At 72.0% G+C, this 16,421-nt stretch carries 13 protein-coding genes; 4 read left to right on the top strand and 9 right to left on the bottom strand.

Annotated features, from left to right (window positions below):
* Positions 1–28: 28 nt before the first annotated feature.
* The 3 genes from AB0B48_RS12520 to AB0B48_RS12510 form a co-directional block, all read right to left on the bottom strand.
* Entirely contained in the window at positions 29–1,486 is a 1,458-nt protein-coding gene (locus AB0B48_RS12520; RefSeq protein WP_357199870.1) for an O-antigen ligase family protein, read from the bottom strand.
* A gap of 70 nt (positions 1,487–1,556) precedes the next feature.
* Complete coding sequence (locus tag AB0B48_RS12515) at positions 1,557–2,549, bottom strand: SDR family oxidoreductase (RefSeq protein ID WP_357199868.1); 993 nt, start codon at positions 2,547–2,549, stop codon at positions 1,557–1,559.
* Positions 2,546–3,589 carry a polysaccharide biosynthesis protein gene (locus AB0B48_RS12510; protein ID WP_355007152.1) on the bottom strand — a complete coding sequence of 348 codons (1,044 nt, stop codon included), beginning with the start codon at positions 3,587–3,589 and terminating at the stop codon, positions 2,546–2,548. Before AB0B48_RS12510 ends, AB0B48_RS12515 begins: the two co-directional genes overlap by 4 nt.
* 417 nt (positions 3,590–4,006) lie before the next feature.
* Here AB0B48_RS12510 and AB0B48_RS12505 point away from each other — a divergent pair, with 417 nt between their 5' ends.
* Genes AB0B48_RS12505 through AB0B48_RS12495 form a run of 3 tightly spaced genes read left to right on the top strand, consistent with a single transcriptional unit; the run spans position 4,007 to position 6,764 of the window.
* Positions 4,007–4,594 (top strand): sugar transferase, encoded by a 588-nt coding sequence (locus AB0B48_RS12505; protein WP_357199864.1) that lies wholly within the window; start codon positions 4,007–4,009, stop codon positions 4,592–4,594.
* Positions 4,591–5,517: an NAD(P)-dependent oxidoreductase gene (locus AB0B48_RS12500; protein ID WP_357199861.1), complete on the top strand. Its 927-nt coding sequence runs from the start codon at positions 4,591–4,593 to the stop codon at positions 5,515–5,517. The genes AB0B48_RS12505 and AB0B48_RS12500 overlap by 4 nt, the downstream gene beginning before the upstream one ends.
* Before the next feature lie 5 nt (positions 5,518–5,522).
* On the top strand, positions 5,523–6,764 hold the full coding sequence (locus AB0B48_RS12495) for a glycosyltransferase family 4 protein (RefSeq protein ID WP_357199858.1): 1,242 nt from the start codon (positions 5,523–5,525) through the stop codon (positions 6,762–6,764).
* 19 nt (positions 6,765–6,783) lie between these two features.
* Here the strand turns inward: AB0B48_RS12495 and AB0B48_RS12490 are convergent, their stop codons facing one another.
* Complete coding sequence (locus AB0B48_RS12490) at positions 6,784–7,209, bottom strand: hypothetical protein (protein WP_357199855.1); 426 nt, start codon at positions 7,207–7,209, stop codon at positions 6,784–6,786.
* Positions 7,210–7,414: 205 nt separating this feature from the next.
* Positions 7,415–9,874, bottom strand: coding sequence for a Tex family protein (locus AB0B48_RS12485; RefSeq protein WP_357199852.1), 2,460 nt, complete (start codon positions 9,872–9,874; stop codon positions 7,415–7,417).
* 155 nt (positions 9,875–10,029) lie between these two features.
* Between AB0B48_RS12485 and dgt the strand changes: the two genes are divergently transcribed.
* A complete protein-coding gene (gene dgt, locus AB0B48_RS12480) occupies positions 10,030–11,541 on the top strand; it encodes a dGTP triphosphohydrolase (RefSeq protein WP_357199849.1) in 1,512 nt (503 codons plus the stop codon).
* Between the two features lie 66 nt (positions 11,542–11,607).
* On the opposite strand, the gene AB0B48_RS12475 is transcribed toward dgt, so the two are convergent.
* From AB0B48_RS12475 to AB0B48_RS12460, 4 genes are all read right to left on the bottom strand, one after another.
* On the bottom strand, positions 11,608–12,747 hold the full coding sequence (locus AB0B48_RS12475) for an MBL fold metallo-hydrolase (RefSeq protein WP_357199846.1): 1,140 nt from the start codon (positions 12,745–12,747) through the stop codon (positions 11,608–11,610).
* Positions 12,748–12,871: 124 nt separating this feature from the next.
* Positions 12,872–13,876 (bottom strand): serine hydrolase, encoded by a 1,005-nt coding sequence (locus AB0B48_RS12470; RefSeq protein WP_357199843.1) that lies wholly within the window; start codon positions 13,874–13,876, stop codon positions 12,872–12,874.
* Positions 13,877–13,988: 112 nt separating this feature from the next.
* Positions 13,989–14,918, bottom strand: coding sequence for an SDR family NAD(P)-dependent oxidoreductase (locus AB0B48_RS12465; protein ID WP_357199840.1), 930 nt, complete (start codon positions 14,916–14,918; stop codon positions 13,989–13,991).
* 13 nt (positions 14,919–14,931) lie between these two features.
* On the bottom strand, positions 14,932–16,116 hold the full coding sequence (locus AB0B48_RS12460) for a zinc-dependent alcohol dehydrogenase (RefSeq protein WP_357199908.1): 1,185 nt from the start codon (positions 16,114–16,116) through the stop codon (positions 14,932–14,934).
* Positions 16,117–16,421 lie beyond the last annotated feature (305 nt).

Below are 16,421 nucleotides of genomic sequence, written 5' to 3'. Positions count from 1 at the left end.
CGGCCGGGGTTCGCGCAGTGCGCGGGCGCTAGCGCAGCAGGGCTGTGGGTCGGCGTGGCACGCCCTCGTCGAACACGCCGTCCCGCTGATGGCGTGCCTCCGCGTGGGGCGGGTTGGCGCGGGCCGTGGCCTCCCGGTCGGCGGGGTCCGGCCACTTCGGCAGGTGCAGCAGTGCGGCGGCGACCACGGTCCAGAACACGTACGGGTAGGTCTGGCCCGTGCCGAACATGGCCGACTCGGTGACCTGGATCAGTAGACCGGTGACGACGAGCCAGACCAGACCCGCGCCGGCCCGGCGTACCGGTGCCCGCAGGACGACCCGCCCCGCGGCCAGGAGCAGTAGCAGCAGCGGTATCACGGCGGCGAGCCCCAGCTCCAACAGCAGCTGCAGGTAGCTGTTGTGCACCACGCTGACGCCGGCGGTGCCGAAGAACTCGTCGGCGCCGGCCAGTTCGAACAGGTGGTTGCGCGACGCGTACCCGAAGCCCAGCGTGGGGCGGTTCTGCCACCACAGGTCGACGGTCGTCTGCCACATCTGGGTCCGCCCGTTGGACAGGTCGCCGCCGGTGGGGTCGGTGAAGCGCAGGACGAACTGGCGCATCCAGGGTGCGGCGAAGACGGTGGGCAGCATGTTGAGCAGGTGTGCCACCAGCAGCAGGGCGGTCACCCCCGCGGCCAGCCGCACCATCCGGCCGAGCCCGTAGCGCAGCACCAGCCAGAGCGCGCCGACGAGCACGGCGATCAGCGCGGTACGCGACTGGGACAGCAGCAGGCTGGCGGCGGACGGCACCATGCCGAGCAACACGACCTGCCGCCGGGACTGCCGGTAGACCGCCCAGCCCAACGGGATCGTCAGGGCGCAGACGATGCCGAGCATGTTCGGGTTGTTGTAGAGGCCCTGGAACCGCGTGACGCTGGAGGTCGCCGCGACGAGCGTGCCGTCGGCGAACCCGATGCCGAGACTGACCACGATGGACGCGGTGAGGACCAGGTAGACCACGCGCAGATCGGCCATCATGACCGCAGCATCGGGCCACCGACGCCGGACGAGCACGTGCACCAGGGCGGCCAGCAGCAGCAGCGCGACGCCCCGCTGGAGGGTCTCCATCGGGACCACCGACCAGGCGAAGCTCACCGTGGCTAGGCCGCCCATCGTCCAGAGCGCGGCGACGAACACGCGGGTCCAGACATCGGTGCGCGCCGGCGTGCGGCCGGGTAGGCAGAGCCCCCAGAGGACCAGGCCCGCGACCGCCGCGTACCGGGGATAGAAGCTGGCCTCGACCACCGCCGGCACATTCGACGAGGCGCACACCAGAAGGCCGATGGTCAGGGCCAGCATCCACCGCCAGCCGTCCACCCGCCGACTGAACGCGAGCAGCAGCACCAGCGCCACCAACCCGGTCGCGACCAGCGGGGCGGTGATGGCGGCGATGGTGGTGACCACCACGAGACACGTCGCGCCGACGAGCAGGCCCATTTGGCCCATTCGGTTTCCCACGTGAAGTCCTTTGAAGTCCGGCCGCAGGCGTTGCCGGCGGTCGTCGGGTGGACCGCTCTCAGCGAGGCACGTCCTGTAGACCCGGTTGGGTCGGTTCGACAGCCCAGCGGTCCCTGGCGGCGTGCATCGCCCGGATCATGTCCGGCCAGCTCGGTGGCCGGTAGCCGGTGGCCTGGGCGAGGGCGTCCGCGTTCATCGACCTGTCGCAGGTGAACTCGTCGTCCGGCATGATGTCGCCGGGCCACCCGTACACCTCGGCGATCAGGCGGAGCAGGTCGTACTTGGAGATCGGCTCGGCGGCCACGTGATAGAGCCCGGTCAGCCCCGCCTGGGGCAGGATCACCGTACGGAGCAGTCGGGCGAACTCGACTGTCGTCACGCCGCTGTAGATGGCCCGGGTGAAGCCGCGTACCTGCCCCCGCTGGGAGAGGAACCAGTCCACCAGCGAGCGGTTCGTGACCAGTTCGTGCCCGATGATCGACGTACGGAGGGTGAGCGCGGACACCCCGCGCGCCTCACCCAGGAGCTTGGACCGCCCGTACAGGTCGGGTGGGTCCGGCAGGTCGTCCTCGACGTAGCCGCCCCGCCGACCGGAGAAGACGCAGTCGGTGCTGACGTGGATCAGGCGGCTGCCGAGCTGCCCGCAGGCGTCGGCGAGCAGGTGGGGAAAGAGCGCGTTGAGGGTGACCGTCTGCACGGCGTCCTGCACGTCCGGTCGTTGTTTGATCACACCCACACAGTTGACCACGACGTCCGGTCGCAGGTCGTCGATGAGCTGCCTGACCTGGCCGAAGCGGGTCGCGTCGACGGCCGTGGTGATCCGGTCGAGCAGGCGCTGGGGGTACCACCCCGCGCGGTCCTCGATGCTCCGGGCGACACCGTGCACGTCGAGGTCCGGATCGTCGCTGAGCTCGCGGATGACCGCGTGACCGAGCATGCCGGTGACGCCGACGACGAGGACCCGTCGCGCCGGGCGCGGTTCCTCCGCGCCGGGGCCGCTGCGGCGGCGGGGGACCAGTTCCGGTCGCCGGCCACCGGTATGGGTGCTCATGCCGTTACGACCGCCGCCGCCGCGGCCTCGACCTGTGCCCGCACCTCGGGCAGCGTCAGCAGCAGCGCCTCGATCTCCGGTACGGACAGTCGCCGGGCGTTGTGCGAGTGGAAGTCGGCCATGTTGCCGCTCTCGACGTCGCCCTCCTCGAAGTAGAGGGAGTAGTTGAGGTCGCGGCTGTCCACCGGCACCCGGAGGAACTCGCCGAGATCCTCGACGTGGGCGAGCTCCTCGCGGCTGGCCAGGGTCTCGTACAGCTTCTCCCCGTGCCGGATGCCGAGCACGTTGAACTTCGCCGGGACCCGGAACAGGTTGCACAGCGCGGTGGCCAGATCGCCGATGGTGCAGGCGTCGGCCTTGCGAATGAAGACGTCACCCGGCTGGCCGTGCCGGAATGCGTGCTCGACCAGGTCGACCGACTGGGGCAGGGACATCAGGAAGCGGGTCATCGACGGCTCGGTGACCGTCGGCAGCCCGCCCCGCAGGATCTGCTCGATGAACAGCGGGATCACCGATCCGCGCGAGTACATGACGTTGCCGTAGCGCACGCAGCAGACCCGGGTACGAGCTTCGGGATTGTTGCGGGAGTGCGCCTGCGCGACCTTCTCCATGAGGGCCTTGGTCATGCCCATCGCGTTGACCGGATAGACGGCCTTGTCGGTGCTCAGCAGCACCAGCGCCTCGACGCCGACCCGCTCACAGGCGTCCACCACGTTCGCGCTGCCGAGCACATTGGTCCGTACGGCCTCCAGCGGAAAGAACTCGCACGAGGGGACCTGCTTGAGAGCCGCTGCGTGAAAGACGAACTCCATTCCCCGCGCGGCCTTGAGCACACTGTCGTAGTCCCGGACGTCACCGACGTAGTAGCGGACCCGGTCGTCGCCGAGGCGGTGCCGCATCGCGTCCTGTTTCGACTCGTCACGGCTGAGTACGCGCACCTCGGCCGCCCCGGCGTCGAGCAGTCGGGAGACCATCGTCTGGCCGAAGGATCCGGTGCCACCGGTGATCAGGAATCGCCGGTCCGAAAGCGAGGAAACCACATCTTCTCCTGCCTGTTTCCCGGGAGGCCATCCACGGGAATCGGATTCTCATCGAACGCGACCCTACGCGCGGATAAGTGGCACCGTGACCTCTTCCGCTAAACGGAATTGGAGTCGCGTTCGACTGTCCATGGCGGTCGTCGGCAAATATGCGAACAAGGCTCGGCGTTGCCGAAATAACCGTTCGGGCCGCGTTGTCGGCGCGCCGAAGTCGTTAGCGCTAAAGACGGAGTTGGCCTTCTGGAAAGGTGGTATGCGTACTCCATGCCAAAAGTTGCTCTCCACGCGGCGCACCCGCGCCCCGGTGCTTCCGACCTGACGACCGGTCGGGAAACACTTCGGGAAGGCACTGCGACACGGCGACCCTATGATCGTTGGAAGCGGCTTCTCGACGTCCTCGGCGCTCTTCTCGTTCTGGTGCTCGGCGCTCCCGTGCTGGCGCTGGTGGCACTGGTCGTGCTGGTGACGCACGGGCGTCCGGTGCTGTTCCGGCACACCCGCCCCGGGCTGCACGGCAAGCTGTTCGAGGTGGTCAAGTTCCGGACGATGCGCCATCCCGACCCGGACCGAGGGCTGGTGAGCGACGCGGATCGCCTGACCCGGGTGGGCCGCTGGTTGCGGGCCAGCAGCCTCGACGAGCTGCCGGAGTTCTGGAACGTGCTGCGGGGCGAGATGAGCGTGGTCGGTCCCCGCCCGCACCTCGTCCGCTACCTCAGCCTCTACAACCCGGAACAGGCCCGCCGGCACGACGTGCGGCCGGGCATCACCGGGCTGGCCCAGGTGCGTGGCCGCAACGCGCTGGACTGGGACGCGAAGTTCACCTACGACGTCGAGTACGTCGACCGCCGCTCGTTCCTGCTGGACCTGCGGATCGTCCTGGCCACCATATGGGTGGTGCTCAGCCGCCAGGGAATCTCCGCGCCGGGCGCGGCCACCTGGCACGAGTTCACCGGCAACGCGCCCTCGCAGGCGACCGCCGAACACGACGCCGCCCACCGGCGATGAACCGGGTCCTGCTCCTGGGCGCCGGTGGATTCCTCGGCCGACACATCCGGACGGCGCTGGCCGCCCACACCACCGTCCGGTCGATCACCCGCGCGGAGTGTGACCTGGTCCGGGTCGAGCTGCGGGACCTGACCGCGCTGGTCGCCCGGGAACGACCGGACGTGGTGGTGACGGCGGCCGGGCGGATCGTCGGCTCCGGGTACGACTTCGTGCAGGCGCACGTCGTCGCGACCGCGAAACTGATCGAGGCGGTGGCCGCCGCCGCCCCCGGAGCCCGCCTGATCCGGATCGGCTCGGCCGCTGAGTACGGCACCGTGCCGCACGGTCTCGCCGTCGACGAGGACTACCCGGGCACACCCGTCAGCGAGTACGGGCTCAGCCACCTGGCCGCCACCCGGCTGGCGGAACTGGCCGGTGGGGCCGGCCGCCTCGACACGATGGTGTTGCGGATCTTCAACCCGGTCGGGCCGGGAATGCCACCGGGGAACGTACTCACTCGGGTGACCGCGATGGTGAGGTCGGCGGTCGCCACCGGAATGGAGGAGATCGCCGTGGGCCTGCACGACACGTACCGGGACTTCGTCGACGTGCGGGACGTCGCCACGGCGGTCCTCGCGGCGGCGCGCTCCCGGCCGGGGCCCGCGCGGGTCTTCAACGTGGGCAGCGGAAAGGCGGTGGCGACGCGCGAGGTCGTGCAGCTGCTGGCCGAGGTGTCCGGCTTCACCGGCGAGATCCGCGACGGCAGCTTCGCGCCGGACGCCAGCCGCTCAGCCGCGGTGCCCTGGATGTGCGCCGACATCGAGCGCGCGAACCGGGTGCTCGGGTGGGCGCCCGCGTACGACCTCGGTGAGTCGCTGACCACGCTGTGGCAGGCCGATGGCGAGCAGTCCGCGCGCCCTGTCGCCGGCTCAGCGGCGAGGTGAGGCCGATGCGGATCGGTCTGCTCACCCAGTGGTTCGACCCGGAGCCGGGCGCCGCCGCGCTCCCCGGGATGCTCGCCCGGGCCCTCGCCCGCCGAGGGCACGAGGTCCAGGTCCTCACCGGCTTCCCCAACTACCCGACCGGCGAGTTGGCGCCCGGCTACCGGGTGACCCGCCGCCTCGACGAGGTCGACGGCACGACCCGGATCCGTCGGGTGGCCCTCTATCCCAGCCATGACCGCTCCGCGCTGCGACGGATGGCGAACTACGGCTCCTTCGCCGCCTCCGCGCTGCTCTCCGGCACGCCGGCGCTGCGCGGCCTGGACGCCCTCTGGGTCGGCAACTCACCGATCAGCGTCGCCCTGCCGATGTGGTTCACCCGGTACGTGCAGCGGGTGCCGGTGCTCCTGCACGTCCTGGACCTGTGGCCCGACAGCGCGGTGGCCAGCGGCTTCATCGGCACCGACCGGGTCTCGCGGATGATCGAGCGGGGAATGGCCAGCTGGTGCGGTGGGATGTACCGCAGCGCCGGCCGGGTCGCGTACGTCTCGCCCGGCGCCGCGGACCTGCTCGCCAGCCGAGGCGTGCCCCGGGAGAAGCTCGTCCACATCCCGGTCTGGGCCGACGAGACACCGCGTACCGGCGTCGCGGACCTACGCGCCGAACTCGGGCTCCGTGAGGACCAGGTGGTGCTGGTGTACGCCGGCACGCTCGGCGAGGCGCAGGGGCTCGACTCGCTCATCGACGCCTGCGCCCGGATCCGCGACCCGCGGCTGGTCTGCCTGATCGCCGGCTCCGGCACCACGGAGGAGCGGCTACGCCGCCGGGCCGAGGAGGCGAACGCGACACACGTGCGTTTCCTCGGGCGGGTGCCCCGGGAGCGGATGCCCGCCCTCATGGCCACCGGCGACGCGCACTACGTGAGCCTGCGACCGGGCGGCATGTCCGCGTACACGATGCCGAGCAAGGTGCAGGCCACCCTCGCCGCCGGTCGGGCCCTGCTGGTCGCCGCGGAGGGGGACGCCGCCGCTGTCGCGCGGGACAGCGGTGCGGGTATCACCGCCCGCCCGGGGGACCCCGACTCGATCGCCGACGCCCTGCGGGAACTCTGCGACCTGGGCCGGGAGAAGCTTGAGCTGCTCGGCCAGGCCGGACAGGCGCACTACGACCGGGTCTTCTCCGTCGCCGCCGGTGCCGAGCGGGTCGAGCGGGCGCTGTGCGAGGCGGTGGAAAGCCACCGGCGGCGCTGACCCCGGGTCCGGGTCAGCGTCAGTCGTCGCCCGCCGCGAGGCGCTGGCTCAGCAACGCCTCCAGCGGCATGGACTCGCCGTCGCGGCCACCCCGGCCGATCACCAGCGGTGGCGGGGACGGCTCGGGCGCCGCGCCGAGCGCCAGTGAACGCAGGCTGGCCGGCACGGTCAGCAGATAGAAGCGCCCCTGGGTGTCGACCGCCCGGGTGCGGGCCCGATCGACGTACCACCCGGTGAGGTTGGTGCGGTAGCGGTGCCGGCCGTCGTAGGAGGTCGCGGTGAGCCGCACCGGACGCAGCCCGCGCTCGGTCGCCTCGGTCGCGAAGCGTGTCACCAGCGTCGCCGCCGTGGCCTGCTCGGCGGCCCGGGCCCGAGCGTCCGCGTCGGCGTGCGCCCGCACCGCCCGCTCCCGTTGGTCCCGCCAGTCCTGGTCGTCGCCTGCCACGGCAGCCACGGTACGCGACCAGACTCAGTCGAGGACGGCCAGCAGAGCGAAACGAATTCCCCGCTGCGCCCGGGGGGCGCAACGCCTGCGCCGATCTTGCAATTTCGGTCGTCGCAATAGGCGGGATGCCAGCTATGTCGGGACAGAAAGTGCAAGATCGGCGCGGGGTGGCGCGGGGTGGCGCGGGGGTTCACGTGTTGAGCGGTCAGGCCAGGCCGGCGCGGCGCAGGGCTTCCGCCATCGCGTCGTTTGCCGGCGCCGCTGCGCCCTGCCTTTGCTGCCCGCCGCGACCGGCCTGGCCGCTGCCTCGACCGCCGCGACTGTCCTGCCCACCGCGAGCACCCTGCCCGCCGCCGCGACCGGCCTGGCCTTCGCGACCGGCCTGGCCGCTGCCTCGACCGCCCTGCGGCGCGCGCTGCGCCGGGCCGCCACGCCCCTCCTGGCCCGCCCGACCACCACCGCCGCCACCACCGGCGGCGGGTTCGTCGTCCAGGCGCAGGGTCAGCGAGATCCGCTTGCGGGGTACGTCCACGTCGAGCACCCGGACCTTGACCACGTCGCCGGACTTCACCACCTCGCGGGGGTCCTTCACGAAGGTCCGGGACATCGCCGAGACGTGCACCAGACCGTCCTGGTGAACCCCGACGTCGACGAACGCGCCGAACGCGGCCACGTTGGTGACCACGCCCTCCAGCACCATCCCCGTCGTCAGGTCGCTGATCTTCTCCACCCCCTCGACGAAGGTGGCGGTGCGGAACTCCGGGCGGGGATCCCGGCCCGGCTTCTCCAACTCGGCGAGGATGTCGGTGACGGTGGGGAGGCCGAACCGGTCGTCGACGAAGTCGGTGGCCCGCAGCCCGCGCAGGATGCCGCTCTTGCCGATCACCGAGCGCAGGTCCTGCCCCGTGGTGGAGAGGATGCGGCGCACCACCGGGTACGCCTCAGGGTGCACGCTGGAGGAGTCCAACGGGTCGTCGCCACCGGGGATGCGCAGGAAGCCGGCGCACTGTTCGAACGCCTTCGGCCCGAGCCGCGCCACCTTCTTCAACTCGGTACGCGTACGGAACGGCCCGTTGGCGTCCCGGTGCAGCACGATGTTCTCGGCCAGGCCGGCGCCGATTCCGGAGACCCGGGTCAGCAGCGGCGCGGAGGCGGTGTTGACGTCCACCCCGACCGCGTTCACGCAGTCCTCCACTACCGCGTCCAGCGACCGGGACAGCTTCACCTCGGACAGGTCGTGCTGGTACTGACCGACGCCGATCGAGCGCGGGTCGATCTTGACCAGCTCCGCGAGGGGGTCCTGGAGGCGACGGGCGATGGAGACCGCGCCGCGCAGCGACACGTCCATCCCGGGCAGCTCCTGGGAGGCGTACGCGGAGGCGGAGTAGACCGACGCGCCGGCCTCGGAGACCATCACCTTGGTCAGGCCGAGCTGCGGGTGTCGGGCGATCAGATCACCGGCGAGCTTGTCGGTCTCGCGGGAGGCCGTGCCGTTGCCGATCGCGATCAGCTCCACCCCGTGCGCCCCGGCCAGGCGGGCGAGGGTCTCCACCGACGCGTCCCACTGCCGGCGCGGCTCGTGCGGATAGATCGTGTCGGTGGCGACCACCTTGCCGGTGGCATCCACGACGGCCACCTTCACGCCGGTCCGTAGGCCCGGGTCCAGGCCCATCGTGGGCCGGGTGCCGGCCGGCGCGGCGAGCAGCAGGTCCCGCAGGTTGGTGGCGAAGACCCGGACGGCCTCCTCCTCGGCCGCCTGCCACAGCCGCATCCGCAGGTCCGCGCCGAGGTGGATGAGGATCCGGGTACGCCACGCCCAGCGGACCGTGTCGGTCAGCCAACGGTCGGCGGGGCGGCCCGCGTCGGACACCCCGAACCGGCCGGCGATGGCCGCCTCGTACCGGGTCGGGCCGGACGGTACGGCGTCCGCCTCGCCCGCCTCCTCCGACTCCATGGTCAGGTCGAGCACGCCCTCCTTCTCGCCCCGGAACATCGCCAGGATCCGGTGCGAGGGCAGCTTCGGGTACGGCTCGGAGAAGTCGAAGTAGTCGGCGAACTTGGCGCCGGCCGTCTCCTGACCCTCGCGTACCCGGGAAACCAGCCGGCCCCGCGACCACATCTGCTCGCGCAGCGTGCCGATCAGGTCGGCGTCCTCCGCGAAGGTCTCGATGAGGATGGCCCGGGCGCCCTCCAGCGCGGCGGCGGCGTCGGCAACGCCCTTGTCCGCGTCGACGAACCCGGCGGCGGTGGCCTTCGGGTCCTGACCCGGGTCGGCCAGCAGCGTCTCGGCCAACGGGGCCAACCCGGCCTCGCGGGCGATCTGCGCCCGGGTCCGCCGCTTCGGCTTGTACGGGAGGTAGATGTCCTCCAGCCGGGACTTCGAGTCGGCGGCCATGATCTGCGCTTCCAGGGCCTCGTCGAGCTTGCCCTGGGTGCGGATCGACTCCAGCACCGCGGCCCGCCGCTCGTCCAGCTCGCGCAGGTAGCGCAGCCGCTCCTCCAGGGTGCGCAGCTGGGTGTCGTCGAGCAGGCCGGTGGCCTCCTTGCGGTAGCGGGCGATGAACGGCACGCTGGAGCCGCCGTCGAGCAGCTCCACGGCCGCCCGCACCTGACGCTCGGCCACGCCGAGCTCGTCGGCGATCCGCTGATGAACAGACTGGGCCACGATCTCGATCCGCCTTCGGGAGTGGGTACCGGTTGCATTCTGCCGGGCGGCCCCGGTCGCTGTCGCCGCGCCCGGCCGGGGCGGCAGACCGAACCGCAGCGCCCGGCCGGGGTGACCGGCGGCGGTCCCGTCGGGCCTGCGCTAGCGTTGCGATCATGGAATCTGCTGCGGAGCCGCGCGCCCGGCGGCTCTTCGGCGGCAGCGCCCGGGCCCTCGGCGACCTCACGGCCAACCCGTTCCGTGCCGACCGGGACCGGATCGTCGGCTCGCCGTTCTTTGCCCGCCTCGGTGGTGTCACCCAGGTGATCAGCCCGGTCGGCTCCGGGCTGCTGGTGCACAACCGGCTCACCCACAGCCTCAAGGTCGCCCAGGTGGCCCGGGCTGTCGCCGAGCGGTTGGGAGCCGACGAACGGTGGCGTGACCTGCTGGACAAGCTCGGCGGCTGCGACCCCGACGTGGTGGAGGCGGCGGCGCTCGCCCACGACCTCGGCCACCCGCCGTTCGGGCACCTGGGGGAGCGGGTGCTGGACCGGCTGGCCCGCCAGCGTCTCGGCCTCTCCGACGGTTTCGAGGGCAACGCGCAGTCGTACCGCATCGTCACCAGCACCGAGATCCGGGGCGCGGCCACCACCGGGTTGGACCTGACCGCTGCGGTCCGCGCGGCGATGCTGAAGTACCCGTGGACCCGCCTGGACCATCCCGACCCGCACCCGCGCACCATGGACCCTCCGCCGCGCGGCGCCACCCCGCCGCCGGACGACCCGGAGAGCGGGTCGTCGAAGTTCGGCGCGTACCGGACCGAGCTGGACGACCTGCGGCAGGCCCGGGCACCGTTCGCCGGTCGCATCCCGGACTGGCAGCAGACCGTCGAGGCGTCCGTGATGGACACCGCCGACGACATCGCGTACGCCATCCACGACGTGGAGGACTTCTACCGGGTCGGGGTGCTCCAGCAGGGTTCGGTCTCCGCGGAGTTGATGGCCTGGCAGCGCGAGAGCGGGCAGCTGCGGGCGATCACCGACGCGGCGCTGGCCACGGCTGCCCGGCGACCCGGTGCGGCGATCGAGCGGCTACGCCGGCAACTGCACCGCAAGGACGCCTGGATCGCCGACGACGACGCGTTCGCGGCCGCCGTCGAGCACGTCCGCGAGGAGTTGGTGGACGGGCTGCTCGCGATGCCGTTCGACGGCTCGATCGAGGCCGAGCAGTACGTGGCCCGGTTCTCCGCCCGCTGGTCAACCCGCTTCGTCGAGGCGATCACGGTCACCGAACAGCCGTCGGTGCGCTCCGGGCACGTGCTGCTGGGCTGCGCCCAGTGGCACGAGGTGCAGGTGCTCAAGTTCGTCCACCACCGGTTCGTGCTGGCCCGCCCGGACCTCGCCCTGCACCAGCGCGGCCAGGCCCGGCTGCTGGGCACCCTGGTCGAGGCTCTCTGGGAGTGGCTGCTCGACCCGGAGGAGGAGTCCCGGCTGCCCCGCCGGTTGCACGACCTGGTCGAGCTGGCCGAGGCGGAGCTGCACCCGCGTACCCCGGACCGGATCGGTCGCGCCCGGGGCCGGGCCATCGTCGATTTCGTCGCGCAACTCACCGACGGTCAGGCGGTGGCCATGCTCGACGCGCTCTCCGGCCGGTCCGGCGCGCTCTGGACCGACGCGTTCGTGCTCTGACCCGACGGCCGCCACAGGCGATGCCTGCGACGGCCTACCTCAGGCGACGGCCTGCTGTGGCGTGCCTCAGGCGACGGCCTGCCACCACCCGTCGACGGCGGGCGGCTCGTCGACGACGACCCGCTCGCCGGGGCGGGGCACGGCGAGTCGCACGTCGCGGGCCTTCGCCTCGGCCCACAGCCGGTCGACCGGCTCGGACCAGTCGTGCAGGGCCAGGTTGAAGGTCGCCCAGTGCACCGGCACGAACAGCCCGCCGCGCAGGTCGATGTGGGCGCTGACCGCCTCCTCCGGGAACATGTGGATCGTCGGCCAGGCCCGGTCGTACGCGCCGATCTGCATCAGCGTCACGTCGAACGGCCCGTGCTCGGCGCCGATCTCGGCGTACCCGTCGAAGTAACCGGAGTCGCCGGTGTAGAAGACCTTGCGGCGCGCCCCGGCCACCACCCACGAACTCCAGAGCGTGCCGTCGCGGCGCAGCCCGCGTCCGGAGAAGTGCTGGGCGGCGGTGGCGGTGATCTCCAGGCCGGCCACCCGGTGCGACTCGGACCAGTCCAGCTCGATGATCCGTTCGGCGGGTACGCCCCAGCGGTCCAGGTGCGCGCCCACTCCGAGCGGCACCAGGAACGGCGCGGACTGCCCGGCGAGCAGCGCCCGCACGGTGGCCATGTCGAGGTGGTCGTAGTGGTCGTGCGAGATCAGGATGGCGTCCAGCGGGGGCAGCTCGTCGATGCCCACCGGCGGCTCGTGCAGCCGGCGTGGGCCGACCAGACCCGAGGGGGAGCACCGCTCGCTCCAGACCGGGTCGAGCAGCACCCGCCGGCCCTCGATCTCGATCAGCGTCGAGGCGTGGCCGTACCAGACGATGTTGAGCTCGTCGGCGGCCTCCGGCCCGTCGGCGCTGGGTCGCAGCAGCGGGACGGCCGCGGTCGGACGCCGCTTCTGCTTGCCGAAGATCAGCTCGCGGACCAGGTTGCGCCCCGGCTCGGCGACCATCGTGCGGGTGCCGGCCCGGTTGTGGAAGGTGCCCTCCCGGAACTGCGGCGAGCGGGCCGCCCGTTCGGCCCGTGCCCCGCTGAGCCGGCCACCCAGGGCCGCCGGCACATCCCGGGCGACCCAGGCCAGGCCGGCCAGCGCGGCCAGGCCGGCGGCGCCTCGCATCCGCCGCCCGAGCGACCGTTCGACGTCCGTGTTCTGCGCTCGTGCCATTGCCGTCCCTCCGACGTGTCCGCCCTACACGGTAGTCACCCGGACCGAACCGTGCCTCGGTGGTCGCCACGCCGGGTCGGCCGCCGGCAGCGGCGACCAACCCGGGACGAGGTTCAGAGCGTGCTCAGCCGCCGTTGCTGGGGCGCCGGGCAGTGATCCGGAACGTCGTGCCCACGCCCGCGATACGGTCCACCGCCGCCAGGAACTTCGGGCCCATGGCGGCGCGGGCCTGCACCGCCGGGTGGGTCGCGCCGAAGTCCTCCGGGTTGGCCTGCCCGTCGGCGAAGAGGGCGTAGGTGAGCACCGCCGCGCCGGAGCGGTCGAAGATCACACCAGCCTCGTGCCGGGCGTCGGCGTACCAGCCGGCCTTGGTGGCGACCCGGGCCCGCTCGTCGGAGGACATGGTGCGCCGGATGCCGTCGGTGAACGCCACCGGGGAACGCAGGAGGCCCAACAGGTACGTCGTGGAGGCGGGGGAGAGCAGCGTGCCGGCGACCAGGGCGCGCAGCAGGTCGTGCGTCTCCCGGGGGGTGCTGGTGCCGAGGAAGAACCGGTTCGGGTTGGCCACCGGCTGGACCTGGGTGTTCGGGAAGCCCTTGGCGACCAGGATGGAGTTGATCTCGGCGGCGGGGGCGACCAGCCCGCACAGCCGCACCGCCGTGTCGTCCGAGACGGTCAGCAGGTTGGCCAGCACGTGCCCGATGGTGACCAGGCTGGGGTACGCGCCGTCCAGGCTGAAGATGCCGTCGCCGCCCGGTACGACGATCGCCGCGCTCACCTCGACCTGCTGGTCCAGGGTGAGTAGCCCCCTGTCGACCTTGTCGAGCACCGCCGTGGCGACGGCGATCTTGTTGACGCTGTACGCCTCGATCCGCCGGTCCGCGTCAGTCTCGACCGCTACCACCGGCGCACCGGCCGGGTCGGCGACGCTGACGTACGCCTGCCAGTTGCCGCCGGCCTCGGCGCTGTGCTTGGCGAAGGCGGAGGCGACCCGACGGGCGGCCCGAGCGGGGGTGGTCGGCGACGCCTCGGTGGTCTCGGCTGCGCTCGCCGGGGCGGCGGCGCCCAGCACGGTGCCGGCGGTGGCCACAGTGCCCAGTCCGAGTGCCGTTCTGCGGTTCAGTCGCATGGTGAATCGTCTCCCCGATCGTGGTGTGCCTGAGCGCTTGCTGGCCCACCACCCTAGGCGAGTTGATCGATGCACGACGCCCCCGAATGTGTCCCGAACAGTCCCGAACAGGTCAGCCGAACCGTCGGCGCAGCGCGGCGCCCACCGCGCCCACCGGCCCGGACACGAGTTGCCGCAGGTCGGGCAGGTGACCACCGCGTACCGCCTCGCCGGCCGGGTTCGCGGTGAAGACCGAGCCGTCGTGCGCGGCGACCGACCGTCCACTCAGGCCGGCCGCGCGCATCAACGGCCCGACGAGGACGTCGTAGACCCCTGGCAGCACGGTGAACCCGGCCCGCAGCACCACGTTGAGCCTGCCCACCGACACCTCCCGGCGGGGTCGGTCCACACAGTGCACGATGGCCCGGGCCACCCGCTGCGGCCCGGCCACCGGCGGCGGAGGTCGCCCGATGCGGCCCAGGTAGTTGGCCGCCTGCTGGTACACCGGTGTGTCCACACTGCCCGGGTTGACCAGGCACAGCCGGATCGCCGGGCTGTCGCGCAACTCCTGCTGCACCGTCCGGGCCAGACCCTGCAACCCCCACTTGCTCGCCACGTACGCGCCCATGTACGGCGCGGTGATGTGCCCGAGCACCGAACCGGTGAGGATCACCGTGCCGGCCCCGGTGGCCCGGAAGTGCCGCAGCGCCACCCGCACCGAGCCGGCCGCGCCGAGCAGGTCGGTCCGTACCACCTGGTCGAAGACCCGTTGCGGCAACTCGTCGAAGCGACCGTAGGCCATCACCGCCGCCGTGTGCACCCACACGTCGACACGGCCGAAGCGGTCGATCGCGGCCTCCGCGAGCGCGTCCAGCGCGTCCGGCTCGGTCACGTCGGTCGGCACTGTCAGCACGTCGACGTCGGCGCACTCAGCGCGTACCTCGGCCAGGGTCGTGGTGGCGCGGGCGGCGAGGACCAGGCGGTCGCCGCGCTCGGCGAACGCCCGGGCCGTCGCCCGGCCGATCCCGCTGCTCGCGCCAACGATCACGACCACCCGGCTCACGGCACTCTCGCACTCATGGTTCGAGCACGACCTTGATGCAGCCGTCCTCCTTCTTCTGGAACATCTCGTACGCCTGCGGCGCCCGAGCCAGCGGCATCCGGTGGGTACGCAGGTCCTCCACGCCCAATGGGTCGTCGTCGCCGGAGAGCAGCGGCAGGATCTCGTCGGTCCACCGACGCACGTGACACTGCCCCATCCGCAACTGGATGCCCCGGTCGAACATCTCCATCAGCGGCATCGGGTCCGCCTCGCCGCCGTACACCCCGGAGAGCGACACGGTGCCGCCGCGGCGAACCCCCTTGAGCGCGGCGTGCAGGACGGACAGCCGGTCCACGCCGGCCCGGTCGGTCATCGTCTGGGCCAGCTTGTCCGGCAGCAGGCCGACGGCGGTGTGGGCAAGCTTGCCTACCGGCGACCCGTGCGCCTCCATCCCGACCGCGTCGATCACGGCGTCCGGGCCCCGGCCGTCGACCAGGTCGATCAACGCTCCCGGCACGTCGGACAGTTGGCTCACGTCGATCACCTCGATGCCGTGCCGGCGGGCCAGCTCCAGCCGCTCCGGCACGAGGTCCAGCCCGATCACCCGGCCCGCGCCGAGGTGACGGCCGATCCGCGCGCAGAACTGCCCGACCGGACCCAGACCGAAGACGGCCAGGGTGCCGCCCGGCGGGGTGTCGGCGTACTTCACCGCCTGCCAGGCGGTGGGCAGAATGTCGGACAGGTAGAGGTAGCGCTCGTCGGCGCCGGTCTCCGGGATCTTGATCGGCCCGAAGTGGGCCTGCGGGACACGCAGGTACTCGGCCTGCCCGCCCGGCACCGAACCGTAGAGGGAGGTGTAGCCGAACAGGGACGCGCCCTTGCCCTCGCTGGTGACCTGGGTGGTCTCGCACTGCGCGTAGAGCTGGCGCGAGCACATCCAGCAACTGCCGCAGGCGATGTTGAAGGGCACCACCACCCGGTCGCCCGGCTTGAGCCCGGTCACCTCCGACCCGACCTCCTCGACGATGCCCATCGGCTCGTGGCCCAGGACGTCACCCGGCTTCAGGTACGGCCCGAGCACCTCGTACAGGTGCAGGTCGGAACCGCAGATCGCGGTCGAGGTGATTTTCACGATCGCGTCGGTCGGTTCCTCGATCCGGGGGTCCGGGACCTCCTCGACCCGTACGTCCCGCTTGCCCTGCCAGGTGAGTGCCTTCATGTCCCTCATCCCCTTCACGCTGCCGTCTCGAAGGACTGCTACCCGCGCTCGGGCACTTGAACCTGGCCGCCCGTCCCTGGCCTGTGGTCGTGGTTCCTGCGTCCTCCCTCCCGGGTCTGTCGGTGGCGGGTCTGTTGGTGGCCGGGTTTGTCGGTGGTTGCGGTGAGGGCTGAGGGCGACCGTCCCCGGCTTCGGGCGGTCAGGCTTGATCCCTACGCCGGGGGCGGGCGCCCCCACCCCCCCTGGTCATTTTACCCCCGCGCGGTGTCGGCGGTGGATCGCAGCGTTGGTGCGTTAGCAGGGCC

This window comes from Micromonospora sp. NPDC049089 (assembly GCF_040648775.1).
In the GTDB taxonomy this organism is placed as follows: Bacteria; Actinomycetota; Actinomycetes; order Mycobacteriales; family Micromonosporaceae; genus Micromonospora.
This window is presented reverse-complemented; position numbering and strand designations above follow the sequence as displayed.